29 protein-coding genes, 1 tRNA gene and 1 other annotated feature are annotated in these 26087 nt (G+C 45.3%); of the genes, 26 read left to right on the top strand and 4 right to left on the bottom strand.

All coding sequences use genetic code 11. From position 1 onward, the window contains the following. The first annotated feature begins 6 nt into the window (after positions 1-6). A complete protein-coding gene (locus tag B5G33_RS01350) occupies positions 7-498 on the top strand; it encodes a MogA/MoaB family molybdenum cofactor biosynthesis protein (RefSeq protein ID WP_087416468.1) in 492 nt (163 codons plus the stop codon). Between the two features lie 141 nt (positions 499-639). On the opposite strand, the gene B5G33_RS01345 is transcribed toward B5G33_RS01350, so the two are convergent. Then, a complete protein-coding gene (locus B5G33_RS01345; protein WP_087416467.1) occupies positions 640-1527 on the bottom strand; it encodes a shikimate dehydrogenase in 888 nt (295 codons plus the stop codon). Between the two features lie 133 nt (positions 1528-1660). On the opposite strand from B5G33_RS01345, the gene aroD reads away from it, so the two are divergent. The 6 genes from aroD (at position 1661) to B5G33_RS01315 (ending at position 5952) form a co-directional block, all read left to right on the top strand. Next, positions 1661-2422, top strand: coding sequence for a type I 3-dehydroquinate dehydratase (gene aroD / locus B5G33_RS01340; protein WP_087416466.1), 762 nt, complete (start codon positions 1661-1663; stop codon positions 2420-2422). Between the two features lie 229 nt (positions 2423-2651). Next, positions 2652-3503, top strand: coding sequence for a sigma-E processing peptidase SpoIIGA (locus tag B5G33_RS01335; protein ID WP_087267174.1), 852 nt, complete (start codon positions 2652-2654; stop codon positions 3501-3503). Between the two features lie 33 nt (positions 3504-3536). Further along, on the top strand, positions 3537-4250 hold the full coding sequence (gene sigE / locus B5G33_RS01330) for an RNA polymerase sporulation sigma factor SigE (protein ID WP_242971251.1): 714 nt from the start codon (positions 3537-3539) through the stop codon (positions 4248-4250). A 201-nt stretch (positions 4251-4451) separates the two neighbouring features. Further along, the gene (locus tag B5G33_RS01325; protein WP_087416465.1) at positions 4452-5405 is read left to right on the top strand and encodes an SPFH domain-containing protein; all 954 of its coding nucleotides are present in this window, start codon (positions 4452-4454) and stop codon (positions 5403-5405) included. Positions 5406-5425: 20 nt separating this feature from the next. Further along, positions 5426-5617, top strand: a complete 192-nt coding sequence (locus B5G33_RS01320) for a hypothetical protein (RefSeq protein WP_087267178.1) — start codon at positions 5426-5428, stop codon at positions 5615-5617. Positions 5618-5640: 23 nt separating this feature from the next. Then, positions 5641-5952, top strand: a complete 312-nt coding sequence (locus B5G33_RS01315; RefSeq protein WP_087416464.1) for a heavy metal-binding domain-containing protein — start codon at positions 5641-5643, stop codon at positions 5950-5952. Between the two features lie 176 nt (positions 5953-6128). On the opposite strand, the gene B5G33_RS01310 is transcribed toward B5G33_RS01315, so the two are convergent. Beyond that, positions 6129-6884 (bottom strand): IclR family transcriptional regulator, encoded by a 756-nt coding sequence (locus tag B5G33_RS01310; protein ID WP_087416463.1) that lies wholly within the window; start codon positions 6882-6884, stop codon positions 6129-6131. Between the two features lie 189 nt (positions 6885-7073). Between B5G33_RS01310 and B5G33_RS01305 the strand changes: the two genes are divergently transcribed. From B5G33_RS01305 to B5G33_RS01280, 6 genes are all read left to right on the top strand, one after another. Next, complete coding sequence (locus B5G33_RS01305) at positions 7074-7715, top strand: bifunctional 4-hydroxy-2-oxoglutarate aldolase/2-dehydro-3-deoxy-phosphogluconate aldolase (protein ID WP_087267184.1); 642 nt, start codon at positions 7074-7076, stop codon at positions 7713-7715. Between the two features lie 40 nt (positions 7716-7755). Further along, complete coding sequence (locus tag B5G33_RS01300; RefSeq protein ID WP_087267187.1) at positions 7756-8781, top strand: sugar kinase; 1026 nt, start codon at positions 7756-7758, stop codon at positions 8779-8781. A gap of 150 nt (positions 8782-8931) precedes the next feature. Further along, a complete protein-coding gene (locus tag B5G33_RS01295) occupies positions 8932-9954 on the top strand; it encodes a sugar kinase (protein ID WP_087267190.1) in 1023 nt (340 codons plus the stop codon). A 65-nt stretch (positions 9955-10019) separates the two neighbouring features. Then, positions 10020-10274 carry a PRC-barrel domain-containing protein gene (locus B5G33_RS01290; protein WP_087267193.1) on the top strand — a complete coding sequence of 85 codons (255 nt, stop codon included), beginning with the start codon at positions 10020-10022 and terminating at the stop codon, positions 10272-10274. 56 nt (positions 10275-10330) lie between these two features. Further along, positions 10331-11440, top strand: coding sequence for a GntR family transcriptional regulator (locus tag B5G33_RS01285; RefSeq protein ID WP_087416462.1), 1110 nt, complete (start codon positions 10331-10333; stop codon positions 11438-11440). Further along, positions 11441-12130, top strand: a complete 690-nt coding sequence (locus B5G33_RS01280) for an L-ribulose-5-phosphate 4-epimerase (RefSeq protein WP_087416461.1) — start codon at positions 11441-11443, stop codon at positions 12128-12130. A gap of 75 nt (positions 12131-12205) precedes the next feature. Here the strand turns inward: B5G33_RS01280 and B5G33_RS01275 are convergent, their stop codons facing one another. Then, on the bottom strand, positions 12206-12709 hold the full coding sequence (locus B5G33_RS01275; RefSeq protein WP_087267202.1) for a DUF1648 domain-containing protein: 504 nt from the start codon (positions 12707-12709) through the stop codon (positions 12206-12208). 247 nt (positions 12710-12956) lie between these two features. On the opposite strand from B5G33_RS01275, the gene B5G33_RS01270 reads away from it, so the two are divergent. From B5G33_RS01270 to ispF, 4 genes are all read left to right on the top strand, one after another. Continuing rightward, positions 12957-13736 (top strand): ZIP family metal transporter, encoded by a 780-nt coding sequence (locus tag B5G33_RS01270; RefSeq protein ID WP_087267205.1) that lies wholly within the window; start codon positions 12957-12959, stop codon positions 13734-13736. 98 nt (positions 13737-13834) lie between these two features. Continuing rightward, positions 13835-14095: a metal-sensing transcriptional repressor gene (locus B5G33_RS01265; RefSeq protein WP_087267208.1), complete on the top strand. Its 261-nt coding sequence runs from the start codon at positions 13835-13837 to the stop codon at positions 14093-14095. Positions 14096-14107: 12 nt separating this feature from the next. Beyond that, on the top strand, positions 14108-16708 hold the full coding sequence (locus tag B5G33_RS01260) for a heavy metal translocating P-type ATPase (RefSeq protein WP_087416460.1): 2601 nt from the start codon (positions 14108-14110) through the stop codon (positions 16706-16708). Between the two features lie 13 nt (positions 16709-16721). After that, on the top strand, positions 16722-17276 hold the full coding sequence (ispF, locus tag B5G33_RS01255; RefSeq protein WP_242974421.1) for a 2-C-methyl-D-erythritol 2,4-cyclodiphosphate synthase: 555 nt from the start codon (positions 16722-16724) through the stop codon (positions 17274-17276). 15 nt (positions 17277-17291) lie between these two features. On the opposite strand, the gene B5G33_RS01250 is transcribed toward ispF, so the two are convergent. Continuing rightward, positions 17292-18062 (bottom strand): AraC family transcriptional regulator, encoded by a 771-nt coding sequence (locus tag B5G33_RS01250; protein ID WP_087416458.1) that lies wholly within the window; start codon positions 18060-18062, stop codon positions 17292-17294. Between the two features lie 286 nt (positions 18063-18348). Between B5G33_RS01250 and gdhA the strand changes: the two genes are divergently transcribed. The 9 genes from gdhA (at position 18349) to B5G33_RS01205 (ending at position 25750) form a co-directional block, all read left to right on the top strand. Continuing rightward, the gene (gdhA, locus tag B5G33_RS01245; RefSeq protein ID WP_087267220.1) at positions 18349-19683 is read left to right on the top strand and encodes an NADP-specific glutamate dehydrogenase; all 1335 of its coding nucleotides are present in this window, start codon (positions 18349-18351) and stop codon (positions 19681-19683) included. Positions 19684-19854: 171 nt separating this feature from the next. Further along, positions 19855-20077 (top strand) — a binding site (T-box leader). A 62-nt stretch (positions 20078-20139) separates the two neighbouring features. Continuing rightward, the gene (epsC, locus tag B5G33_RS01240; RefSeq protein ID WP_087267222.1) at positions 20140-20901 is read left to right on the top strand and encodes a serine O-acetyltransferase EpsC; all 762 of its coding nucleotides are present in this window, start codon (positions 20140-20142) and stop codon (positions 20899-20901) included. Then, complete coding sequence (gene cysS / locus B5G33_RS01235) at positions 20888-22294, top strand: cysteine--tRNA ligase (protein ID WP_087267225.1); 1407 nt, start codon at positions 20888-20890, stop codon at positions 22292-22294. The genes epsC and cysS overlap by 14 nt, the downstream gene beginning before the upstream one ends. After that, entirely contained in the window at positions 22279-22728 is a 450-nt protein-coding gene (locus B5G33_RS01230) for a Mini-ribonuclease 3 (RefSeq protein ID WP_087267227.1), read from the top strand. Before cysS ends, B5G33_RS01230 begins: the two co-directional genes overlap by 16 nt. Next, complete coding sequence (gene rlmB, locus B5G33_RS01225) at positions 22703-23452, top strand: 23S rRNA (guanosine(2251)-2'-O)-methyltransferase RlmB (RefSeq protein WP_087416457.1); 750 nt, start codon at positions 22703-22705, stop codon at positions 23450-23452. The genes B5G33_RS01230 and rlmB overlap by 26 nt, the downstream gene beginning before the upstream one ends. A 14-nt stretch (positions 23453-23466) precedes the next feature. After that, positions 23467-24060 (top strand): RNA polymerase sporulation sigma factor SigH, encoded by a 594-nt coding sequence (sigH, locus tag B5G33_RS01220; protein ID WP_087267232.1) that lies wholly within the window; start codon positions 23467-23469, stop codon positions 24058-24060. A gap of 35 nt (positions 24061-24095) precedes the next feature. Then, positions 24096-25040: a D-2-hydroxyacid dehydrogenase gene (locus B5G33_RS01215; protein WP_087416456.1), complete on the top strand. Its 945-nt coding sequence runs from the start codon at positions 24096-24098 to the stop codon at positions 25038-25040. A gap of 187 nt (positions 25041-25227) precedes the next feature. Next, positions 25228-25300, top strand: a tRNA-Ala gene (locus tag B5G33_RS01210). Positions 25301-25513: 213 nt separating this feature from the next. Then, entirely contained in the window at positions 25514-25750 is a 237-nt protein-coding gene (locus tag B5G33_RS01205; RefSeq protein WP_087267239.1) for a holin, read from the top strand. Positions 25751-26087 lie beyond the last annotated feature (337 nt).

The following is a 26087-nucleotide window of genomic DNA, read 5'->3' as shown; positions in this document are numbered from 1 at the left end:
AAAAATATGAGACGAGCAGCAGTTATTACCTCCAGTGACAGCGGGTTCAGAGGAGAACGAGAGGACGTCAGCGGACAGGTTATCTGCGAGATACTGGAGCGGGAGGGATATCAGGTGGTATATCAGAAAATCCTTCCAGATGAGAGAGCCCTTCTGGCTGCAGAGATGGCAAGGATTGCAGATGAAGACATGGCGGATCTGATATTGACTACAGGAGGGACAGGATTCTCCAGCAGAGATTTTACTCCGGAAGCTACTCAGGATGTTTGCCAGCGGATGGTACCGGGGATTCCAGAGGCTATGCGGGCCTGCAGCATGGAGGTGACAAAACGGGGAATGCTCAGCAGACAGGCAGCAGGTATCCGAAAAAGGACCCTGATCGTAAACCTGCCGGGAAGCCCCAAGGCGGTAAGGGAATGTCTGGAGTATGTGATAGAAGCATTGGGACATGGAATCGATATCCTCCGTGGCGACGCAGGAAACTGCGGTCAGAACTGACATGGGGCTGTCACGTTGATCAAAATCAAGAATCTTTATACATTTTATTGCTCAGTCTGTGCCGCTTTGAGCCTATGATCTCAAAGCTATCCTCGACAATTTGCATAAAATGTATAAATATTCTTGGTACATGATTAATGTTTAGATGCCGGAGATGCCGGTTTTCTGCCGGAGATAGTCTTTCAGCTGCTTCATAGGCATTTCCTGTCCTGTCCAGATGTGAAAGGCTTCGGCTCCCTGCCACAGAAGCATGGAATAGCCGTTAAAAGCTATACAGCCGGCTTCTTTGGCCATAGTCAGCAGTCTGGTCTCCCAGGGAGAATAGATGATATCTGCTACGGCCAGTTCCGGAAAGAGAAAAGACGAATCCGGCAATATGCAGCCCTCTGTGTGGGGAGCCATGCCAACGGAGGTGGCATTGACAAAAAGCCGGCTTTCTTTCATTGCAGTTTTTAGAGTATCCAGATCTTTGGTATCATGAATAAAAATCTGACAGGCAGTTTCTTTTTCCAGCTCAGAAGAGAGATGCTGGATTCTGGGAAGATGAGAGCTGGTGCTTCGGGCGAAGATATGGATTTTTTTTACTCCGTCCAGGGCAGCCTGGGCACAGATGGCTGTGGCGGCTCCGCCGATTCCCATAAGGGTCATAGTCTGGCCTTTCATCTGAATGCCTTGTTCTTTTACGGAACGCATAAAACCGATTCCGTCGGTATTGTGGCCGATGAGACAGCCATTCTGATTTTCCACAGTATTAACGGCCCCAATAAGCCGGGCTGCAGGGGAGAGGCCATCCAGATATTCCAGGATTTTGTTTTTATTGGGCATAGTAAGGTTGAATCCCATGACCTGAAGGGCTTTTAGCCCTTCAACAGCTTTCTCCAGAGTTTGTTCGTTTATATCAAAGGCCAGATAGACACAGTCCATTCCAAGATACTGGAAACTGAAATTATGCATCAGGGGAGAGATACTGTGCTTTACAGGGCTTCCTAAAAGACCTGTAAGACGGGTATTGCCGGTAATTGCAGACATATAAATACCTCCTGTTTGTATATATTCCAGGTCTTTGAGGCCTGGTTTCATCTCTATGGACGCTGATTTTAGTTTAGGATGATATATCTCTGCTGTCAAGAAGGAAAGGGCGGAGAGAAAGGAAGAAAGAATAATGAAAACAGTAAAGATAGGAAATATGGAAATCGGGAGGGGAATCCCGAAAATTTGTATTCCCATTACCGGGGAAACCAGGGAAGAAATCTTTCTGGATATTGAGGAAATCCAGAGACAGAAACCAGACCTGGCAGAATGGCGGGCAGATTGTTATGAAGAAGGAGAGAAAGTAGAAAAAGTCCTGGAAATGTTGAGGACAATAAATGACAGACTGGGACAAATTCCCCTTCTTTTTACCTTCCGCACCGCAGGAGAAGGAGGCTGCCGGGAGATTCTTTTTGAAAATTATGTAAAGCTCCTGAATGCGGCAGCTGAGACAGGTCTTGTCCAGCTGACAGATGTAGAAATATTTTTCCGGGAAGAGTCATCTGGGGAGCTGGTAAAACAGCTTCAGGAGAAAGGCGTAAAAGTGGTGGCCTCCAATCATCATTTTGAAGGGACGCCGCCCAAGGAAGCTCTTTTCGAGAGTCTGGACAGGATGTATGACAGCGGGGCTGATATCTTAAAGATGGCGGTTATGCCCGGCCAGTTTAAGGACCTCCTTTCCCTTCTGGAGGTGACCAGAGAGGCGGCGGATAAATATGACCGGCCTCTGATCACCATGTCTATGGGAGAGACCGGATTTCTCAGCCGTATCTGCGGAGAAATCACAGGTTCGGCTCTGACTTTTGCAGCAGGAAGGAACGCTTCTGCTCCAGGCCAGGCCGGGGCGGAGAATATGCGTAATATCCTGAAAAATATCCATGAAAGTTTATCCTGATAGGCCTAGATACAGCCTTTCGGGTCTAGAGAGAGGTCCTTTGGCCCTTCTGGGCCAAAGGGTAACATAACCCAGGTAACATAAGAAGAAAAAAACAGGAGCAGGCTGTCGAAAAGATTTTGGCTCCAGCCAAGCGGTTTTGACAAAATCAGCACCCCCTGACCTCTATAATGAACATTGCTTATTCCAGATAAGTAAGAGAGTCATGTAGAGGTTTAGGGGGTGTTTTGTGTACTACGAATTTTACATAGATGTGTTTTTCGTAGTAAATCTATTTATGGATTTTCTTGTGCTCTGCCTGACAAACCGGATACTCCGGGGGTCTGCCAAACCCTGGAGGGCTTTGCTGGGAGCTTTGGCGGGAGCCCTTGGAATCTCCCTGTTTTTCTGGCTTTCAAAAGAGATCAATACAGTGAATATACTGATTTTTTCCATTGGAATGTCCTTTGCAATGGTCTGGCTGGACTGTAGGCCTTGCAGAGGAAAGGAACTGCTGGCAGGCGTTCTGGCCTGCTGGGGCATATCTTTTTTGCTGGGAGGACTGTTGTATGCCCTGCCTCCCAGGGCAGGAAAAGGAATCCTGATTTTTTTTACGATCACATTTACCGCTTATTGGATTTTAAATACAGGCATAAGACTCTTTAAATACTTAAAAGGAAAAGCTGTCCTCAGGTGCCGGGTGATCCTGGAAACAGGAGGACAGAAAATAGAATTAAAAGGACTGTTGGATACCGGAAACTGCCTAACAGATACAGACACAGGCAAACCTGTGTGTGTTATGGAAAAGAGCAGGTTTTCCGGTATGCTGGAGAAAAAGCAGCAGGATGCGCTGGAAAGTTTTTGTGCTATGGAAGATTTCGGGGAAGGAGATGCAGAAAATCTGAAACCGCGGTTTCTCATCTATACGGCTCTGGGCTGTGAACGGGGACTTCTCCCTGTAGTAACGGCAGACAGGCTGGTTATTTTCTGGGAAGGGAAAAAAATCTGTCTGTCCCAGGCTGCCATAGGACTTTCTGACGCCCCTCTGTCTCCTTACGGAAAATTCGAGATAATTATCAGTCCCAAGATTCTGGACAGTTAGTTAAGGAGGAGCTTTGTGAAGATGGATGTTTGTATGAAAAAAGGATTTCAGTTTTCGAGATTTACAGGAATTTTACTGCCGGCAGGAAATGAGATGCATTATATCGGGGGTGCGGAGGTACTGCCTGCCCCTCTATCTCCGGAAGAAGAAAAGGTGCAGATTGATAAGCTCAGAGAAGGGGAAGACCAGGATGCAAGGGCTGCCCTTATAGAACATAATCTTCGTCTGGTAGTCTATATCGCCAAAAAATTTGACAATACAGGAGTGGGAGTAGAGGACCTGATTTCCATAGGGACCATAGGATTGATAAAGGCTATTAATACCTTTGACCCGGTGAAAAAAATCAAACTGGCTACTTATGCCTCCCGATGTATTGAAAATGAGATCCTTATGTATCTGAGAAGAAACAGTAAGACAAAGCTGGAGGTGTCTATAGATGAGCCTCTGAATGTAGACTGGGATGGGAATGAACTGCTTTTGTCAGATATCCTTGGAACCGATGAGGATGTAATTTACAAAGATATTGAAAATGAAGTGGAGAGAAAACTTCTCGGAAAAGCTATCGGGAAGCTGACAAAAAGGGAACAGACCATTGTACGGCTCCGCTTTGGCATTAACATGCCTGATGGCAGGGAAAAGACCCAGAAGGAGGTTGCAGATCTGCTGGGAATCTCCCAGTCTTATATCTCTCGGCTGGAAAAGCGGATCATGAAGAGACTGAAAAAAGAAATCGTCAGGTATGAATAAGACATAATAACGGTATAAAAAGCCCGTCAGGACTGGCATTTTATAAATGCTGTCCGGCGGGTTTTTTTGAAGAACTATTGACAATTATTGAAACCTAAGGTATTATGATGATATCAAAATGATATCAAAATTAAATTATCACATGAGAGGGGAGCTACGGAAAAAGTTCCGATGGCAGGCTCCTGCAAAGGAGGGTATTGTATGGGTAATCAAGGTAAGATTCAGGAAGAGAAAGAATTAAAGGCAATGTCCGGATACCTGATGCTTTTTGTGGGGATTCTGGGACTGGTCCTGGGAGGAGCAGCGCTGCTCTACGGGATTATGAGACTTTCCGCTACTGGAGGAGGCACAGGAGGCTGGATGATACTGGCAGGGCTGGTACTGCTGCTGATCTTCTTTATTCTGCTGTGCGGACTGAAGGTGATCAATCCTAATGAAGCACTGGTGCTGGCGCTTTTTGGCAATTACTACGGAACACTGAAAAAAGACGGCTTTTACTGGGTAAATCCTTTTGTGTCGGCAATTAATCCTACAGTAAAAGATATACCGGCCACTACAGGAAAATCCAGAAAAGTATCTCTTAAAACCAGAACACTGAACAATGACAGGCAGAAAGTAAATGATGCTATGGGAAACCCTGTGGAGATTGCTGCAGTAGTGATATGGCGGGTGGTGGACCCTACCAGAGCAGTGCTGAATGTGGAGAACTTCAACGACTATTTATCTATTCAGTGTGATTCCATTATCCGGAATACTACCAGAGTATATCCTTATGATGCTGCTGAGGGAGGAGATGAGAAATCTCTCAGGGGCAGCAGCCAGGAGATTGCGGATATTATGCAGGGAGAACTTCAGGAAAAGGTAGAGAACGCAGGAATCGAGATTCTGGATGTGCGGATCACTCATCTGGCTTATGCGCCGGAAATCGCATCTGCCATGCTTCAGAGACAGCAGGCAGCCGCTATTATTGATGCCAGACAGAAAATCGTGGAAGGAGCCGTAGGAATGGTAGAAATGGCCCTTGATAAGCTGAATGAAAATAACATTGTAGAGTTAGATGAGGAGAGAAAAGCGGCTATGGTCAGCAATCTTCTGGTAGTGCTCTGCGGAAACAAGGATGCCCAGCCTATTGTAAACAGCGGCAGCCTATATTAAAGATAAGGTGGTGACACATTCTGGAACAGGAAAATAAAAGCAAAGGAAAAGAAAAGGCAAAAAAGCAGGTGCCTCTGAGACTGTCGGTCTCTCTTTGGAATGAGATTGCCCAGTGGGCGGAGGATGATTTCCGTTCCATGAATGGACAGATCGAGTATCTGCTGACAGAATGTGTGAAATATAGAAAGAAACACAGGAAACCGGAAGAATAAGATATTGACAGGAGAAGAAAGATATGCTTATTACAACAACGGAAACAATACAGGGAAAGAAATATGAGACTTTGGGACTGGTAAAGGGGAATACGATTCAGTCTGTACATCTGGGAAAGGATATCATGAACAGTTTTAAGACTATTGTGGGAGGAGAGCTTACATCCTACAATGAGATGATGAACACGGCCAGAGATCTGGCTGTACAGAGAATGATAAGTGATGCCCAGGCCATGGGAGCAGACGCTATTATCTGTGCCAGATTTTCTTCTGCAACGGTAGCTCAGGGGGCTGCTGAGATCATGGCCTACGGCACGGCAGTGAAATTTCAATAACAGAACCGCTTTATGGTGTATAAAGGTACATACGGAGCATAAGAGAAAGCAATAGAAAAGACTGTCTGCAGAGAACCCTGACCGGAAAAAGTTCCGGCGGAAGGTTCTTTGCATCAGTCTTTTTCTGTTCTGCTGAAAATATTCAGAAATTTCCGGATATGGAAGGAGGCGCAGGATCACATATTTTTCAATATTTCTTGTTTGGTTTTCAAAAGGATCTGGGCCAGTTCTTCCAGGCGTTGGTCAGTCATTCTGGAAGCCGGAGCAGAGATGGAGAAAGCGTATTTGGCTCTTCCCCGGTAATCTGGAAGACCTACGGCAATACAGCGGACTCCCAGCTCATTTTCCTCATCGTCAAGGGCATAACCTTTTTCCCTTGCCTCTTTAATTTTCTCCAGAAACTGGGTATAATCTATAATAGTATGAGGTGTTAGTTTTCGGATTGTGCTGTGTTCCCAGATGGACTGTATCTGAGACTGGTCCATATCGGCGGCTATGGCTTTTCCTACACCGGAACAGTAAAGAGGAATCCGGCTGCCAACTTTGGAAACCATACGAACAGAATTCTGAGTGGACTCTTCTTTGTAGATATACACAGCTTCAACACCGTCCAACTGGACGAAGTGGACAGTCTCTCCGGTTTCCTGAGCCAGAACTTTCAGGCTGGGACGTACTGCATCCAGAATGTCCATATGTACCAGAAGTTTATTGGAAAGGCCAAGGAGCTTCAGAGAGAGGCTGTATTTTCCGGTTTCACCGTCCTGCTTTACATAGCCCATGTAGATCAGTGAACTGAGAAGGCGATGGAGGGTGCTTTTATTTAGGTCCAGCTGGCGGCAGAGATCTGCCAGTGTGACGGAGCCTGTGTCCGCCAGAGTTTCCAGTACAAGAAACAGTCGATCTGCTACCTGGATAGGGTTTTTATTTTCCATGATCAAACACTCCTGTTTGTGAAATCATTAATATTATTCAGGCGCTATTGTAACACTTTCAGAAGATTGTGGCAACTGAAAAAAATCTCTTGACTTTTTAAGTCACAGTAGTATAATGCAGATAAAGACATACCACATGACGAAACAACGTTTTATAATATGAAACGAAAAGTATAAGGAGGAAGTATTATGAGCACAGCAGCAGAAAGATTTGCAGAGTTAGGTGTAGTACCAGTAGTAGTTCTGGAGGATGCAAAAGACGCAGCGCCTCTGGCAAAAGCACTGGTAGAGGGAGGTCTTCCCTGTGCAGAGGTAACATTCCGTACAGCAGCAGCTGAGGAGTCCATCCGGATTATGGCTTCTGAATATCCGGATATGTTCGTGGGAGCAGGTACAGTTCTGACTATTGACCAGGTAGACAGAGCAGTAGCAGCAGGAGCTAAATTTATCGTAAGTCCAGGATTCGATCCTGAGATTGTAGACTACTGTCTGAGCAAAGACATTCCTGTATTCCCGGGAGTTATCACTCCTTCTGAAGTAGCTCAGGCTGTTAAGAGAGGATTAAAGGTTGTAAAATTCTTCCCGGCTGAGCAGTTTGGCGGCGTAGCTACTATCAAAGCTATGGCAGCTCCTTATGTAGGACTGAAATTCATGCCTACCGGCGGCGTAAATGCAAAGAACCTGGAAAACTACTTAAGCTGCGACAAGATCGTTGCCTGCGGCGGAAGCTGGATGGTAAAAGGGGACCTGGTTAAAGCAGGAAAATTTGACGAGATTAAATCTCTGACAGAAGAAGCCGTAAAACTGGCTGCTCAGATCAGAAATAAATAAGCAGGATAACAAGCATAGAAATTATAGAGGAGATATGATCATGGCAAAGAAAGTTGTTACTTTTGGTGAAATTATGTTGAGACTGGCCCCGGAAGGCTATTATCGTTTTGTTCAGGCAGATACTTTTGGCGCTACCTACGGCGGCGGAGAAGCAAATGTAGCTGTTTCTCTGGCAAACTACGGATTTGATGCAAAATTCGTTACAAAACTTCCAAAACACGAAATCGGACAGGCAGCTGTAAATTCTCTGAGAAAATATGGCGTTGACACAACTGATATCGTACGCGGCGGAGACAGAGTAGGTATTTACTATCTGGAGAAAGGGGCTTCTCAGAGACCTTCCAAGGTTATCTATGATCGTGCTGGATCTTCTATCGCTACTGCTTCTTCCTCTGATTTTGACTGGAAGAAAATCTTTGACGGTGTAGAATGGTTCCACTTTACAGGTATCACTCCGGCTCTTAACGACGAAGTGGCAAAAATCTGTCTGGAAGCCTGCAAAGCAGCAAAAGAAGCCGGTGCTACTATTTCCTGCGACTTAAACTACAGAAACAAACTGTGGTCTAAAGAAAAAGCTGGAGAAGTTATGGGCGAGCTGTGCAAATATGTAGACGTATGCATCGCAAACGAAGAGGATGCTGCCGATGTATTCGGTATCAAAGCAGCAGATACAGATGTAACTCAGGGTACTGTAAACCATGAAGGATACAAAGATGTTGCAAAACAGCTTGCTGATCGTTTCGGATTCCAGAAAGTAGCTATCACATTGAGAGAGTCTCTGTCTGCAAACGACAACAACTGGTCTGCTATGCTCTATGACGGAAAAGATTACTACTTCAGCAAAAAATATAAAATGCATATCGTAGACCGTGTAGGCGGCGGCGATTCTTTCGGCGGCGGACTGATCTGCGCATGCTTAAATGGTTATGATGCTCAGGCTACTATCGAATTCGCAGTAGCTGCTTCCTGCCTGAAACATTCTATCGAAGGCGACTTTAACATGGTATCCATGGACGAAGTGCTGAAGCTGGCAGGCGGAGACGGTTCAGGCCGTGTTCAGAGATAATTAAATATCGCTAAATGAGAACCCTTATGCCATTGGGGAACATTTATTAATAGAAAGGGGTGTCCTGGGAAACATTTATATATCTTCATACTGTTTCTCAGGACATCCTTTTGTTATAATCGGGGAAAATAAAAGTGGAGGTGTAAAAAAATGAAAAAGGACTTTGACCTGCTGTCGTTGGGAGAAATCTTACTGAGGCTTTCACCGCCGAACAATGAAAGGATTGTAAGAGGTGAGACCTTTCAGAAACAGGTAGGAGGAGCAGAACTGAATGTAGTTTCAGGAGTTTCTCTTCTGGGCCTGCGTACCGGAGTGATTTCCAAGCTGCCGGATAATGCCCTGGGAACTTACGCAAAGAACCGTGTCCGTTTCTGCGGCGTCAGTGATGATTATCTGGTCTATGACCAGGACCCAGATGCCCGCCTGGGTATTTACTACTATGAAGACGGAGCGTATCCAAGAAAGCCAAGTGTGGTATATGACAGAAGACATGCATCTTTCTGTAAGATTTCTCTGGATGAGCTGCCGGAATCCATGTTCTCTTCTACAAAATGTTTCCATACCAGCGGAATTACCCTGGCCCTTTCTGAGAATACCAGAAAAGTGGGAATTGAAATGATGAAACGCTTTAAAGAAAACGGCGCTCTTATCTCATTTGACGTAAACTTCCGGGGAAATCTCTGGACAGGACCGGAGGCAAAGGAGTGTATTGAAAGCATCCTGCCTTATGTAGATATTTTCTTCTGCTCTGAAGAGACAGCCAAGCTGACTTTCTTAAAAGAAGGAGATGTGTATGAGATCATGAGAAGCTTTGCAAAGGAATATCCCCTGTCCATTGTGGCCTCTACCCAGAGGATTGTTCACAGTCCAAAGGTACATACTTTCGGATCTGTGATCTATAATGCAAAAGAAGACAAGTTCTATCAGGAAGAGCCATACCGGAACATTGAAGTAGTAGACCGTATCGGAAGCGGAGACGCCTATATTTCCGGAGCCCTCTATGGACTGCTGGCCCATGACTTTGACTGCCAGAAAGCATTGGAATATGGAAATGCTACCAGCTCTGTGAAGAATACCATTCCGGGAGACCTGCCTTCCTGTGGCCTGGAGGAGATTGACAGAATCATTAAAAATCATAAGAATACCGGCGTTCAGCTTGAGATGGACAGATAAAAGGTAACAGAATTACCCCTGTGTACATAAGCTATATTAACAGGTTATGGCACAGGGGATTTTTTATGCGTGTCTGTGAACTTAGACAAAAAGAAGTGATCAATATTTGTTCCTGCAGGACCCTGGGCTGTCCGCTGGACGTGGAGTTTGACTGCAAAACCGGATGTATAAAGGCCCTGATCGTACCCCTTCCGGGGAAAATGTGCGGATTTTTCGGATCTACCAGTGAATATGTGATTCCTTTTTCCTGCATTCGGCAGATAGGAGAGGATATTATCCTGGTGGAAATCAAGGAAGAAAAGTTCCTTAAAAAGGAATAAGAACAACTTGTTAATAGGTGCGTACAAGTTGTAGAATATTACCAAAGGAGCAGGTTATGACACAGGAAAGCGGAAAAACAAAGTACTATGTGCTGATGGAAGAACTGAAAGAGTCCATCCTCAGCGGAAAGATTAAGGCTGGAGAGAAGCTGCCCTCAGAAAACCAGCTTTCTGAGAAATATCATATCAGCAGGCATACGGTGAGAAAAGCCTTGTCTATCCTGGGACAGGAAGGATATATCGTGGCAGAACACGGAAGGGGAACCTTTTGTTCCCAGCGGATGGGACACCTGAAACAATCCAAAAACATTGCGGTGATCACCACATATATTTCAGACTATATTTTTCCCAGATTGATTCAGGGAATGGACCGGGTGCTTACAGAAAATGGGTACAGCATTATCCTGAAAAATACAGCCAACAGCAGGACAAAAGAAGCCAAGGTCCTGGAGGATATCCTGACCAAGGATATTGACGGACTGATCATTGAACCGGCAAAAAGCCAGATTCTCTGCAGACATATGAACTTGTATGGACTGCTGGACAAGTATCAGATTCCTTATGTATTTATCCAGGGCGTCTATTCTCAGATGAAAGAAAAACCTCATATTCTCATGGATGACTGCCAGGGAGGATATCTGGTGACAAAATCTCTTCTGGACATGGGGCATAAAAATTTGCTGGGGATTTTTAAGGCAGACGATTTCCAGGGACAGGAGCGGCATAAAGGTTATGTTAAGGCCCTGCAGGAAGCCGGCTTCAGTTATGACCCGGACCGGGTGATCTGGTTCCATACTGAGGACAGAAAGACGAAACCGGGACTGATGACCAGACTGCTTCTGGAGCAGGGACTTTCTGTGGACGGTATTGTGTGCTATAACGACCAGATTGCTGTAAGTGTGGTTCATGTTCTGCGGGAAATGGGAAAAAATGTGCCCGATGATATTTCTGTGACAGGCTATGACAATTCGGTGATGGCGGGAGGGGACGTTTCTCTTACTACCATTGTTCATCCCCAGGAGAAGCTGGGGGAAATGGCAGCAGAGCTGCTGCTGGAAAAGATACGGGAGGTTCCTGAAGAGAAAAGCCAGATTCCCAGGCTTATCCAGCCGGAACTGATCCTGCGGAATTCTGTGAAGGACAGAAGGAAAAAGGAGGAAAAATAAATGTTAGAAGAACTGAAAAAAGCGGTTTACGAGGCAAATATGCTTTTGCCGAAACACAATCTGGTAACCTTTACCTGGGGCAATGTAAGTCAGATCGACAGGGAGACCGGCTATTTTGCCATTAAACCCAGCGGGGTGGATTATGACAAACTGACTCCCGATGATATGGTGATCATGGATCTGGAGGGAAACAAGATCGAAGGAAAATATAATCCTTCTTCTGACACACCTACTCATATTGAGCTGTACAAAGCCTTCCAAAAGATCGGCGGCGTTGTCCACACCCATTCTCCATGGGCTACCAGCTGGGCTCAGGCCGGAAGAGGCATCCCCTGTTACGGAACCACTCATGCAGACTATATGTACGGTGAGATTCCCTGTGTGAGATGTCTGACAAAGGAAGAAATCGACACTGCATATGAAAAGAATACAGGACTGCTTATTGCGGATTATTTCAAGGATAAGGATTACGAGGCAGTTCCTGCAGTTCTCTGCAAGAATCATGGACCTTTCACCTGGGGAAAAGACGGTCATGAGGCAGTCCACAATGCCGTTGTGCTGGAAGAAGTGGCTAAGATGGCTGCAAGATGTGAGATGATCAACCCCAGAGTACAGCCGGCGCCTCAGGAGCTTCAGGATAAACATTATTACAGAAAACATGGGGCAAACGCATATTACGGACAGAAATAATAGTCAAAGAATAAAAAAGCACACCTGGAAAATATCTGTTACCTTGAGAGGGCAGGAATTTCCAGGTGTGCTGTTTTACGGCGACTTTCTGGTACTTCTTATGATGAAAAAGATCATGGAGCCGAAAAGGAAGATCAGAAACAGGGCCGTATGCAGATTACTCAGATTTTTTTCCTGGACACAGTGGTATGTAATCACGGCAAATTCTGCTGTCATGAGAAATTTCATGAGAATCAGCATGGTTTTTATGTTCTGATAGACCCACTGTTCATTCTTTTGAGTAGTTTTGACAGGTACATTCCAGACAGAGGGGAATCTTTCCAGTATGGTCAGGGGCAGGTAAAGGACCAGACTGGCTACAGGAACGGCCCAGACAGAGCCTTTTGGTCCCCAGCCGTCTGGCTGGCCGCTGAACCCCCAGTGAGTAATGATGGTATCTGGAAGCTGGTTCCATTTCAGCAGCGGATATAGAAAGGTAAAGACCAGCGCAAGAACAGAAAAAAGATTCAGCGCTTTCTGAAAGCCAGTATTGGGATATCTGGGGATTCTGGGATTTTCATAAAAATTTTTTTCTGCCATAAGCGCACCTCCTGAATAATCTCTTTCTTATAAGGAGATTGTAGCAGGTTTTCATAAGTGGAGAAATACCTTTGCATGAGAAACAGAAATTCTGTCATAAGTTACAAATCCTTTCTGAGTCATTTTTTAAAATACTGCATATCCTAATCATAAAGTACAAAAAGTTCATGCGTTTTGTTCCGGAGTATGATATCATGGGGTAAGCTGATAAACAATAAAACAGAAAAAGACAATAAAGGAGATGGACATGGAACTTTTTATGGGAATTATGGTTCCTTTTCTTGGGACCTGCCTGGGGTCTGCCAGTGTTTTCTTCATGAAAGATGAGCTGAAGCCTCTGGTCCAGAAAGGGCTTTTAGGTTTTGCTTCCGGGGTCATGGTAGCCGCTTCTGTGTGGTCTTTGCTGATCCCTGCTATGGATATGTCAAAGAGTATGGGAAAGCTTGCTTTCCTGCCAGCCGCAGTGGGTTTTCTCCTGGGGATTTTTTTTCTTCTGGCAATGGACCGTCTGATCCCTCATTTACATCTGGGAGAATCGAAGCCCGAAGGACGAAAGAGTAATCTGAAAAAGACAACGATGCTGGTGCTGGCAGTGACGCTTCATAATTTTCCTGAGGGAATGGCAGTAGGAGTGGTATTTGCAGGAATGATGGCTGATAATACCCAGATTACTTTTGCAGGAGCTATGGCCCTGTCTGTGGGAATTGCCATACAGAATTTTCCGGAGGGAGCTATTATATCCCTTCCCCTGAAGAGCGAGAAGGCCATGGGAAAAGGAAAAGCCTTTTTGTATGGAACTCTTTCAGGAGCAGTGGAGCCATTGGGAGCTTTGCTCACCATAGTTTTATTCAGTTTTATAGAACCCCTTCTTCCCTACCTTCTGGCCTTTGCAGCAGGAGCTATGCTCTATGTAGTAGTAGAAGAGCTGATTCCAGAGACCGGCCAAGGGGAACACAGCAATGTAGGAACCATAGGCTTTGCAGCAGGTTTTGTCCTGATGATGATCTTAGATGTAGCATTAGGATGAATTGGAAAAAAGAGAAAAGCGCCTTGCTTTTCTCTTTTTTGTATGCTATACTAATTTCGTCAAGAATAATACCCCCCTGGGGTGTAGGGAGGAATAAGATGAAAGCAGATAAAAGTAAAATTAACCGGCTGCTGAAGACGGCTAGAGGACAGATAGACGGAATCCTGAAAATGGTGGAAGAAGACCGGTACTGTATGGATATTTCCCAGCAGCTTATGGCCACAGAAGCTATTTTGAACAAGGCCAACAAAGAGATTCTTACCGCTCATCTGAAGAGCTGTGTAACAGGGGCCAAGACAGATGAGGAACGGGAAGAGAAAGTAGACGAGCTGGTAGCCATGCTTGGAAAAATTTTGTAGGAGGACATCATTATGAAAGAAAAATTTGATGTAACAGGGATGACCTGTTCTGCCTGCTCCTCCAGAGTGGAGAAATGCGTCAGCAAGCTGGAAGGGGTAAATGAGGTCAGCGTGAATCTGCTGACCAACAGTATGCAGGTGGAATTCAATGACGCAGTGATCCAGGAGCAGGGAATCATAGATGCAGTGGTCCATGCAGGTTATGGAGCCAGTGTCCGGGGAAAAAAGAAAGCTTCTGATACAAGAGAGAGCTTAAAAGAAAATAAGAAAAATCCGGTACAGGAGCATATGGAATATATGAAGAAAAGGACAATCTGGTCTTTTATCTTTTTGATTCCCCTGATGTATGTTTCCATGGGGCATATGATCGGCCTGCCCCTTCCCGGATTTCTCCACGGTACATTAAACGCAGTGGGATTTGCCATGACTCAGTTTCTGCTGTGTATTCCGGTAATCTATATTAACAGGGCTTACTATACAAAAGGCTTCAGCACATTACTCCATGGGGCTCCTAATATGGATACCCTGATCGCCGTTGGTTCTGCAGCTTCTCTGGTGTATGGTGTTTTCGCTATTTACCGTATGGGATATGGACTGGGGGTTCAGGATATGGATCTGGTGAACCGGTATCTTCATGACTTGTATTTCGAGTCAGCGGTAATGATCCTGGCGCTGATCAATATTGGAAAATATCTGGAAGCACGGTCAAAAGGGAAGACCAGCGAGGCTATTAATAAACTGATGGATATGGCGCCAAAGACTGCTTTCGCGGAGCGGAACGGAACAGTGGTAGAGATTCCCGCAGAGGAAATCCAGATTGGGGATATCCTTCAGGTAAAGCCTGGCAGCAGTGTTCCGGCTGACGGAGTGGTGCTGGAGGGAGTTACCAGCATTGACGAGGCAGCTATTACAGGAGAGAGTATTCCGGTCCAGAAAGTGCCGGGAGACTCAGTTATCGCCGCAACTATGAATAAGGCCGGATTCTTCCGTATGAAAGCTTCTAAAGTAGGAGATGATACTACCTTTTCCCAGATCATCCGTCTGGTGGAAGACGCCAGCGCCAGCAAGGCTCCCATTGCCAAGATCGCAGACAAGATTGCAGGAGTTTTTGTGCCTATTGTTATGACTATTGCTCTGATCACTGCTGCTGTATGGCTGCTGGCAGGGGCAGAGTTTGAATTTGCTCTGTCCTGCGCCATCTCCGTTCTGGTCATTTCCTGCCCCTGTGCTCTGGGACTGGCAACTCCTGTGGCTATTATGGTAGGAACAGGAAAAGGAGCAGAAAACGGCATTCTGATCAAATCAGGAGAAGCCTTGGAAGTTACCCACAATATTCAGAGTGTGGTCCTGGATAAGACAGGAACGATTACCCAGGGAAAACCGGCAGTCACAGATATCCACGGTGTAAAGACAGACAGTAAAGAGCTGCTGAAGATTGCGGCGGCTATGGAGAAAAAAAGCGAACACCCTCTTGCAGAAGCAGTTCTCGCAAAAGCTGAGGAGGAAAAGATTTCCCTGCCGGAGGCTTTAGAATTTTCCGCAGTGGCAGGCATGGGTATAGAAGCAGTTATTGAAGGAAAGAAATATTATGCAGGAAATCTCCGGCTGATGAAGGAAAAGGGGATAGACTGCACCGGTATTAAAGATTATCTGGAGACCCTTACGGGGGAGGGAAAGACGCCTCTGCTTTTTGCTGATGAGAAAGAGCTTCTGGGTGTAGTGGGAGCTGCAGATATAGTAAAACCTACCAGTGCTCAGGCTATCCGGGAGTTGAAAAAAATGGGAATTCAGGTTATCATGCTTACAGGAGACAACGAAAGAACCGCAAAGGCCATTCAGCGGCAGCTGGATATTGATACGGTGATCGCAGAAGTCCTTCCCCAGGATAAAGAAAGAGAAGTGGCAAAGCTTCAGGAAAATGGTCAGAAGGTAGCAATGGTAGGTGACGGTATCAACGATGCTCCGGCTCTTGCCAGAGCAGATGTGGGGATTGCCATTGGAGCAGGCACCGATGTGGCTATTGAAAGCGCGGATATTGTTCTGATGAAAAACGACCTGCTGGATGTAGTGACTGCAATCAGCCTGAGTAAAGCCGTGATCCGGAATATTAAGGAAAACCTTTTCTGGGCCTTTTTCTATAATGTGTGCGGGATTCCCCTGGCAGCAGGCGTGTTCTATACGGCGTTGGGACTGAAATTAAGTCCTATGTTCGGCGCAGCGGCTATGAGTTTAAGCAGCCTTTTCGTAGTATCCAACGCCCTTAGACTGAGATTCTTCCATGTGCTGAAAAAGCCCCAGAAGGAAGAGGACGGTATTGTTCAGACAACAGAAAAAATCAATGGACAGACAGGGAAAAAACAGATAGTAAATACTTCCGCAGAAGCGGTTGAAAATAAGGAGGAAATGAATATGTATACAATGAAGATCGAAGGTATGATGTGCCCTCACTGCCAGGCAGCAGTGACAAAAGCTTTAAACGGTATTGAAGGCGTAAAGGCAGAGGTGGATCTGGAGAAAAAAGAAGCCTATGTGGAGGCGGCAGATTCTGTAAGTAAAGAAGAACTGACCAAGGCTGTAGTTGATGCTGGATACGAAGTTGTATCTGTAGAATAGGAGAAGAGCCATGATACGGGTTGGAATGGGATATGATGTCCATAAACTGACAGAAGGAAGAGACCTGATCCTGGGGGGAGTAAATATCCCCTGGGAAAAGGGGCTTTTGGGGCACTCGGACGCAGATGTGGTGGTACATGCTATTATGGATGCTCTTTTAGGAGCAGCGGCCCTGCGGGATATCGGAAGGCATTTTCCGGATACAGATCCAAAGTATAAAGGAATTTCCAGTATTCTTCTTCTTCAGCGCGTGGGAAAACTTCTGGAAGAAAATATGTATGTGATCAATAATATAGACGCTACCATTATCGCCCAGAAGCCGAAGCTTCTCCCTTATATAGACACAATGATCAAAAATGTAGCCCAGGCTCTCCACCTGGAGGAAAACCAGGTGAACATTAAGGCCACTACAGAAGAAGGATTAGGCTTTACCGGCAGTATGGAAGGGATTTCCGCTCATGCCATATGCGCCCTTACCAGTATCCAGGACCTTATGGGAGATGACAGAAGCGTTCCTTCTTGTCAGGGATGCTGTCGGCAGCAGGCACCGGAAGGACAGGAAGATTGAACCGCAGAGGGAAAATCACTGGCTGCGGTATTCTCTGGGAGTGACATGTAGGATATCCTTAAAACACCGGTTAAAAGACCGGAGACTATTGTAGCCGCAGGCGAAGGCAATGTCGCTGACCGGCATGTCGGTGGTGCACAGAAGATGGGCGCCGTAGTTTATCCGGTGCTGATTTACCAGATCCGTAAAGGAGAGACTCAGATGGCTGTTGATAAATCTGGAGATATACAGCCGGCTGTAGCCCAGATGGACGGCCAGGTCCTGAAGAGTCAGTGCTTCCAGATAATGGTCCTGAATATAGATCAGGATCTGATGGAGCAAGTCTGAGGAAGGAGCTGTCCGGGGAGAAAGCCCGGATTCTTCCAGAAGCCGGGCGGCAATATAGTATAAACAGGCTTTACAGTATAAAGGCTTTGAACTGTCTATGAACAGGTGCTTCTCCATAGAAGAGAAGACCTGATCTTCCAGACGGAAGACCGGATGGTTCAGAGCCTTTTTGGCAGTCATCTTATAAAATTCCTGGATATAATCCGGGGAAAAAACATTTACCTGACATTCTGCACCTCCCAGATTTGTATAAGAATGAATCTCATAGGGTAGAATCAGGATAAGGTCTCCGGGCTGCATAAGAAATTCTCTTCCGTCTACAGTGGCCATAAGCTTTCCGTTTTTCAGGCGGAGAAGCTCATAGCTCCTGTGCAGATGGGCAAAATGGCTGAATTCCCGGATATGATAAAGGGAGATTTCCTGCTGGTCTCCAAAATGATAATATTCATATACGATCATAAAACAATACCTCTTTAAAGGATATTATAGCTTTCCGGCTGCTGAGAAACAAGAAAAAAACACCGGGAAAAACGGTATTGGAAAGGATTTCTCACGGCTCCGATGCAGAGAGGTAAAGTAAATGAAACGGAGAGATAAAAAGAATTCAAAAAAGATGCTATAATAATCTGGAATAACAGATATAATTAAAAAATATGCAGGAAAAGAAAAATAAACTTGCAAAATATTCATAAAGGCTTTATAATACAACACAGAGTAAAAAAAGTGAAACAACAGGAGGAAAGCCATGTCATACGTAGATGAAGTAATTGAGTTAGTTGAGAAGAAAAATCCAGGCGAACCTGAATTTCATCAGGCGGTAAGAGAGGTACTGGAGTCTTTAAAGCCGGTTGTAGAAGCTAATGAAGAGAAATACCGCAAGGAAGCTCTTCTGGAGCGTCTGGTAGAGCCGGAAAGAGTTATCATGTTCCGCGTTCCCTGGGTAGATGACAACGGAAATGTACAGGTAAACAAAGGTTACCGCGTACAGTTTAACAGCGCCATCGGACCATACAAGGGCGGACTGAGATTCCATCCTTCTGTATATCTTGGAATTATTAAATTCCTGGGATTTGAGCAGATTTTCAAAAATTCTCTGACCGGCCTGCCTATCGGCGGCGGCAAGGGTGGTTCTGACTTCGATCCAAAGGGAAAATCAGACAGAGAAGTAATGGCATTCTGCCAGAGCTTTATGACAGAGTTATATCGTCATATCGGACCTGACACAGATGTACCGGCAGGTGATATCGGTGTAGGCGGAAGAGAAATTGGCTATCTGTTTGGACAGTACAAGAGAATCCGTGATGCTTATGAAGGCGTTCTTACAGGAAAAGGTCTTACATTCGGTGGTTCTCTGGTAAGAACACAGGCTACAGGATATGGTCTGCTGTACCTTACAGAGGAAATGCTGAAAATTAACGGCAAAGATATCGCAGGAAAGACTGTAGCCGTATCTGGTGCAGGAAATGTTGCTATCTATGCTATCGAGAAAGCTTATCAGTTAGGAGCAAAACCAGTAACATGTTCTGATTCCACAGGCTGGGTATATGATCCGGAAGGTATTGACCTGGCTGCACTGAAAGAGATCAAAGAAGTAAAACGTGCTCGTCTTACAGAGTATAAGAACTACAGACCAAACGCTGAATACCATGAAGGAAAAGGCGTATGGAGCGTAAAATGTGATGTGGCTCTTCCATGTGCTACACAGAACGAACTGGGCATTGAGGATGCAAAACAGTTAGTAGCTAACGGCTGCTTTGCTGTAGCAGAAGGTGCTAATATGCCTACAACTCTTGAAGCTACAAAGTATTTACAGGAAAACGGCATTCTTTTCGCACCTGGTAAAGCTGCAAACGCAGGCGGTGTGGCTACTTCCGCTCTGGAAATGTCACAGAACAGCGAGCGTTTAAGCTGGAGTTTTGAAGAAGTTGATGAGAAGCTGAAAGGCATTATGGTAAACATCTGCCACAATATGGCTGACGCAGCTAAGAAATACGGATACGAAGGAAACTATGTAGTAGGCGCCAATGCAGCTGGATTTGAGAAAGTTGCAGACGCAATGCTGGCACAGGGTATCTGCTAATACTATTTGAAATCAGATTTCTATTATCCTCCGCATTTTGGATATAGAAGCGAGGCTGCTGCACGGAACAGAAATCGAGAATGATCATATTCCTGATATATGTTTCATGCAGCGGCCTTTTTCTTTCCTATTGACAAAATTCGGTTTTATGAATAAACTAATAGAAGATATGGAAAGGCATAGAACGAAAAGAGTACCGGACAGATTTATCCAGAGAGAAGGGGCCGCCGGCTGAAAGCCCTTTTATAGAGAAATCCGGGAAAGTGCATTCGGGAGCCGGTCCGGTGACTGTTCATCAGAACACAGTCGGGCACGCAGGCCAGCGTTATGGGCAGATAAGCGGAAGACAGATGTCTTCAAGTAGAGTGGAACCGCGGAAATATTCGTCTCTATATCCTTTGGGATATAGGGATTTTCTTTTTATAAGAAAAATTTACTTAGAATTGAGGTGAGAGAATGGGATTCATCGGACGTATTAAGGAAGAATTTCAGGTGATCCAGGAAAGGGATCCGGCAATTAAATCCCCTCTGGAGGTACTGCTGTATCCTAGTTTCCGGGTGATGATCCAATATAGAAGGGCCCACAAGCTGTATGAAAAGGGTCACTATTTCCTGGCCAGGTGGATTTCCCAGAGAGCAGCCAGAAAGACAGGTATTGAAATTCATCCAGGGGCAAAAATAGGAAAAGGATTATTTATTGACCATGGGGCAGGAGTGATCATAGGAGAGACTACCATTATCGGAGACAATGTAACTCTGTATCAAGGCGTGACCCTGGGAGGAACTGGAAAAGAGACTGGAAAGCGTCATCCCACATTAAAGGATAATGTGATGGTCAGTGCAGGCGCCAAGATACTGGGATCCTTTACCATCGGAGAAAATTCCAAGATCGGTGCCGGCAGCGTGGTGCTTGAGGAAGTGCCTCCTAACTGTACCGTAGTGGGAGTGCCGGGAAGAGTAGTAAGAAGAGAGAACAAGAAGGTACCCAGGATTGATATGGACCAGGTACATCTGCCAGATCCTACATTGGATGATATCCATATACTTCAGAGAGAAAATGAGCGTCTGCGCTCTGAAATCCAGAAGATGAGCTATGAGCTCCAGGATATGAGGGAAAAAGAAGAGCTGTGCCGCAGAGCCAGAGAAAAGGCTGAAGAAGAGCACAGACAGCAATTAGAAAAAGCAAAGAAAAAAGGAGAAGAAAATGAAAATCTATAATACCCTGACAAAGAGAAAAGAAGAATTCATTCCTTTGGAAGAAGGAAAAGTGAAAATGTATGTATGCGGACCTACGGTCTATAACTTTATCCATATTGGAAATGCCAGGCCTATGATTGTCTTTGACACAGTCCGCAGATATATGGAGTACAAAGGTTATGAAGTAAATTATGTATCGAATTTTACGGATGTTGATGACAAAATCATAGCAAAGGCCATAGAGGAAGGGGTCAGCGCTGAGGAGATTTCTACCCGCTATATCAAAGAGTGCAAAAAAGATATGGCAGATATGAATGTGAGACCGGCAACTACCCATCCTCTGGCTACCCAGGAGATTGACGGGATGATCGAGATGATCCAGACCCTGATTGACAAAGGCTATGCTTATGAGGTTAACGGCACTGTTTATTTCCGGGTCAAAAATTTTCATGAATACGGAAAACTTTCCCATAAGAACCTGGAAGACCTTCAGTCTGGCTTCCGTTCTCTTCAGGTTTCCGGAGAAGACCAGAAGGAAGACCCGTTGGATTTTGTTCTGTGGAAGCCGAAAAAAGAAGGAGAGCCTTACTGGGTATCTCCATGGGGAGAAGGACGTCCGGGATGGCATATTGAGTGCTCCGTGATGTCTAAAAAATATCTGGGTGAAGAAATCGATATCCATGCAGGAGGAGAGGACTTGATCTTCCCTCATCATGAGAATGAAATTGCCCAGTCTGAGTGCTGCAACGGAAAAATCTTTGCCAGATACTGGATGCACAATGCTTTCCTGAATATTGATAACCGGAAAATGTCCAAGTCTTTGGGGAATTTCTTTACAGTACGGGAAATTGGTGAGAAATACGACCTTCAGGTCCTGCGGTTCTTTATGCTGAATGCCCACTACAGAAGTCCCTTAAACTTCAGTGCAGAGCTGATGGAAGCTTCTAAGAATGCTCTTGACAGGATCATCACCTGCGTAGACCAGTTAAAACGCCTTGCCAAATCTGCCCAGGGGGATACCATGACAGAAGAAGAGGCAAAACTTGCAGAGGAAGTTCAGAGTTATGTAAAAAAATATGAAGAGGCCATGGAAGATGATTTCAATACAGCAGATGCTATTGCCGCCATCTTCGAATTGGTGAAATTTGCAAATACTCATGGCAGCGGAGAAAGCAGCAAAGGTTTTATCCAGTATCTTTTCGACACCATTGTCAGATTAAGCGACGTTTTGGGACTGCTGGTGGATAAAGAAGAGGAAATGCTGGATGAAGATGTGGAAAAACTCATTGCTGAACGTCAGGCTGCCAGAAAAGAAAAGAATTTCAAACGGGCAGACGAGATCAGAGACCAGCTTGCCGCTATGGGGATCATTCTGAAAGATACGAGAGAAGGCGTACAATGGAAAAGGGCTTAGGATATTTCAGAGAACTTTTCGGACTGACAGAGCCGGATATCCGGACTTATTCGCCTCTGACGCTGGCTTATATCGGAGATGCAGTTTATGAGCTGGTTATCCGTACTCTTTTAGTAGAGCAGGGCAATACCCAGGTGAATAAACTGAACCAGAGGGCCAATAAGCTGGTGAAGGCTTCCGCCCAGTCAGAAATGATTGAAAAGCTGAAACCCCATTTAACAGAAGAGGAGCTGGGAATCTTCCGGAGAGGAAGAAATGCCAAGTCTTATACCATGGCAAAAAACGCTACTATGTCTGATTATCGGAGAGCCACAGGTTTTGAGGCTCTTATGGGGTATCTGTATCTTACAGAGCAGCAGGAGAGGATACTGGAGCTGGTAAAGCTGGGGATTCAGGAAGGAGAAGAAGATGGAGAACAGATTCCAGGAAAGTAATATCGAGGGACGAAATGCAGTGCTGGAAGCTTTTCGTTCCGGCAGGACTGTAGATAAACTTTTTGTGCTGGAGCACTGTGAGGACGGCCCTGTAAGGACCATCCTTCGGGAAGCGAAAAAGCAGAATACCATAGTAAAATTTGTAAAGAAAGAACGTCTGGACCAGATGTCCAAGACAGGGACTCACCAGGGAGTTATCGCCCAGACGGCAGCTTATGCCTACGCCCAGGTAGAGGACATTCTGGAGGCTGCCAGAAAAAAAGGAGAGCCCCCATTCCTTTTTGTGCTGGATAATATTGAAGACCCTCATAACCTGGGAGCGATTATCCGTACTGCTAATTTAGCGGGAGCTCACGGGGTGATCATTCCTAAGAATCGGGCAGCAGGACTTACCGCTGTGGTAGCCAGAACCTCTGCAGGAGCGCTGAATTATACGCCTGTGGCAAAGGTCACCAATATTGCCAGGACCATTGAGAGCCTGAAAAAAGAAGGCATCTGGTTTGTCTGCGCAGACATGGGAGGCACTCAGATGTATGACCTGGACCTGAAAGGTCCTATAGGACTGGTAATCGGCAATGAAGGCCAGGGAGTGTCCAAGCTTGTGAAAGAAACATGCGATTTCATTGCATCAATTCCCATGAAAGGAGATATAGACTCCTTAAACGCCTCTGTGGCAGCGGGGGTTCTTGCTTATGAGATCGTAAGGCAGAGATTAAGTAAATAGTACAGGTTTCAGTTATGATAAAAGAGTATGAAGGAATTCCAGATGAAGAGCTCATCCGCCGTGCACAGAACGGAGAAAAGAAACTGGAAGAGTTTTTGATCGATAAATATAAGGGCATGGTCCGAAAGAAAGCCCATGCCATGTTCCTGATCGGAGGCGAGCAGGAGGATTTGATCCAGGAAGGGATGATCGGACTGTTCCGGGCAGTGCGGGACTATCGTCCATCTAAAAATGCTTCCTTTGCCACTTTTGCCAGTCTGTGTGTGGAAAGGCAGATTTATAAGGCAATTGAGATTTCAGGAAGACAGAAGCACAGACCTTTGAATTCCTATATTTCTTTAAGTGAAGAGAACAGCCCTTTGAAAAATACAGAGGACACAAAGCAGCAGAACCCTGAGGAGATTATTATTGACAGGGAAAGTACAAATCTGATGCAGGAAAAAATTAAAGAAAGGCTCAGTCCCTTTGAGAATCAGGTGCTGAGAGCTTATCTGGAGGGAAAGGATTATCATCAGATTGCCCGGCAGATGGAAAAGTCACCGAAATCTATTGACAATGCCCTTCAAAGGATACGGAATAAAATCCATGATCTTATGGAAACCCTTTGATATAGAAAGATTGCTGTGAAGAGAGGCGGTGCTCTATGAAAGGAAAAACGATACTTACAGTGATTCCCATAAAGGAAAAACATCGGGAACTGCTGAAAAAAATTGCAAAAGACGCAGAGATTATTTTCTGCAGACCAGAGGAAGTTACCCAGGAACTGGCAGACCAGGCTGAGATCATTCTGGGAAATATTCCTCCGGAAATAGTGAAAAAAGCCAAAAAGCTGGAATGGCTGCAGCTTAATTCCGCAGGCTTTGATGTTTATGCAAAAGAAGAAATCATGGGAGACAGGCTTCTTACATCCTGCAGCGGCGCTTACGGACAGACAGTGTCAGAGCATATGTTTGCTATGCTGCTGGCAATGCAGAAAAAACTCCATCTCTATCGGGATGATCAAAAGGCCCATAAATGGGGAGATCAGGGAGCGGTCACTTCTATCAGTGATGCTACGGTGATGATCCTTGGTCTGGGAGATATCGGGAAACATTTTGCCCGGCTGGCTCATGCTCTCGGGGCCTATGTCATTGGGATTAAGAGAACCTACAGCCCCTGCCCGGAGTATGTAGACGAACTTCATCTTCAGGAGGATATCAAGGCTCTTCTTCCCAGAGCTGATGCAGTGGTATCCTTTCTTCCAAGTTCAGAAGAGAACAGAGGTATGTTTGACAAAGAGTATTTTGATCTAATGAAGCCGGGAAGCTTTTTCCTGAACGGAGGAAGGGGAGATACCGTATCGGCGGAAGACCTGTGCCAGGCCCTGAAAGAGGGAAGGCTGGCCGGGGCTGCATTAGATGTGACAGATCCGGAGCCCCTTCCTTCGGAACATCCTCTCTGGGATATGCCTCAGGTTTTTATTACCCCTCATGTTTCAGGAGGCTATCATCTTTCCGTAACCCTGGATAATGTAGTAGATATCTGTGCAGAGAATTTGAGGAGATATCTGTCCGGGAAAGAACTGCGGAATCTGGTGAAAGTTGAGTAGTTGTGAAATTGCCTATTTAGCCATACAGCTCAGTATCATATGCCTTAGGATAGAAAAAAACTTCTGCAAGGAAGCTTGGGTCAGCTTTTTTCTATCCTAATTTTTATGACTGAACTGAGACATGAAGTTTTGGAATTGAAGAAATTTTTCTTGCATTTGTGAAAATACGTGTTATAATAAGGTGCATGGGGCATTAGCGCAGTTGGGAGCGCGCCACACTGGCAGTGTGGAGGTCACGGGTTCAAGTCCCGTATGCTCCACTTCAAAAAGTCCGTATTTACGGGCTTTTTTCTTTTGCTCTAAGTGACATAAAACCTGTATACAGTTGGTCCATGGGGTCACAGATATTTAATTTCTGCATATTGTTATAGCAGGGAGGACAGCCGGGAAGGCTAAAATGACAGCTGGTTTTCTTCCCTGATAAGAAGTCTGCTCTTGCCGGAAAAAACTCTGGAAAGAAAGGGGGAAGAGCAGTGCTGAAAAATTGTGTGTTTAAAGTATCTGTGGATAACCGAAAATGGCTGAAAGCAGCAGGAATCCGCGCAGTAAAGACCGTAGCCCAGGCAGCGATTGCAGGAATCGGAACAGCGGCAGCTCTGGGGCAGGTAGACTGGAAATATGTTCTGTCTGCGTCAGTGATGGCCGGAGTGATCAGTATATTAACTTCTATTGCCGGTATTCCGGAAGTAGGAGGTTCAGAGGGCGGGTAACACCGCCCAGGAAAAGGTGCCGAAAAATGGCGCCTTTTTTGGTTATATAAGGTGTTGATTCTTTTAGAAATCCGGTATATACTAACATAAACGGATACTCATGCGGACAAAGGGGCCTTTTTGTCAGGAATGTGTATTCTGTACAATTCTTTATAACACATATTTTTTATTCTATTTCATATCCTTGCGGATGGTCAAAGCCGCGGATGTTTCCATTTTTAAAATTACCGTTTAATTTGTTATCTGTTCAATGTACATTTCATTGCCTTCGGGCCTATTCTTGCGGTGCGTTCGCACCATATGTTCCAAACAATAGTTATCGAAATCCTTATGTTTT

This window comes from Blautia sp. An81, from assembly GCF_002161285.1.
Lineage (GTDB): Bacteria > Bacillota > Clostridia > Lachnospirales > Lachnospiraceae > Blautia > Blautia ornithocaccae.
This window is presented reverse-complemented; position numbering and strand designations above follow the sequence as displayed.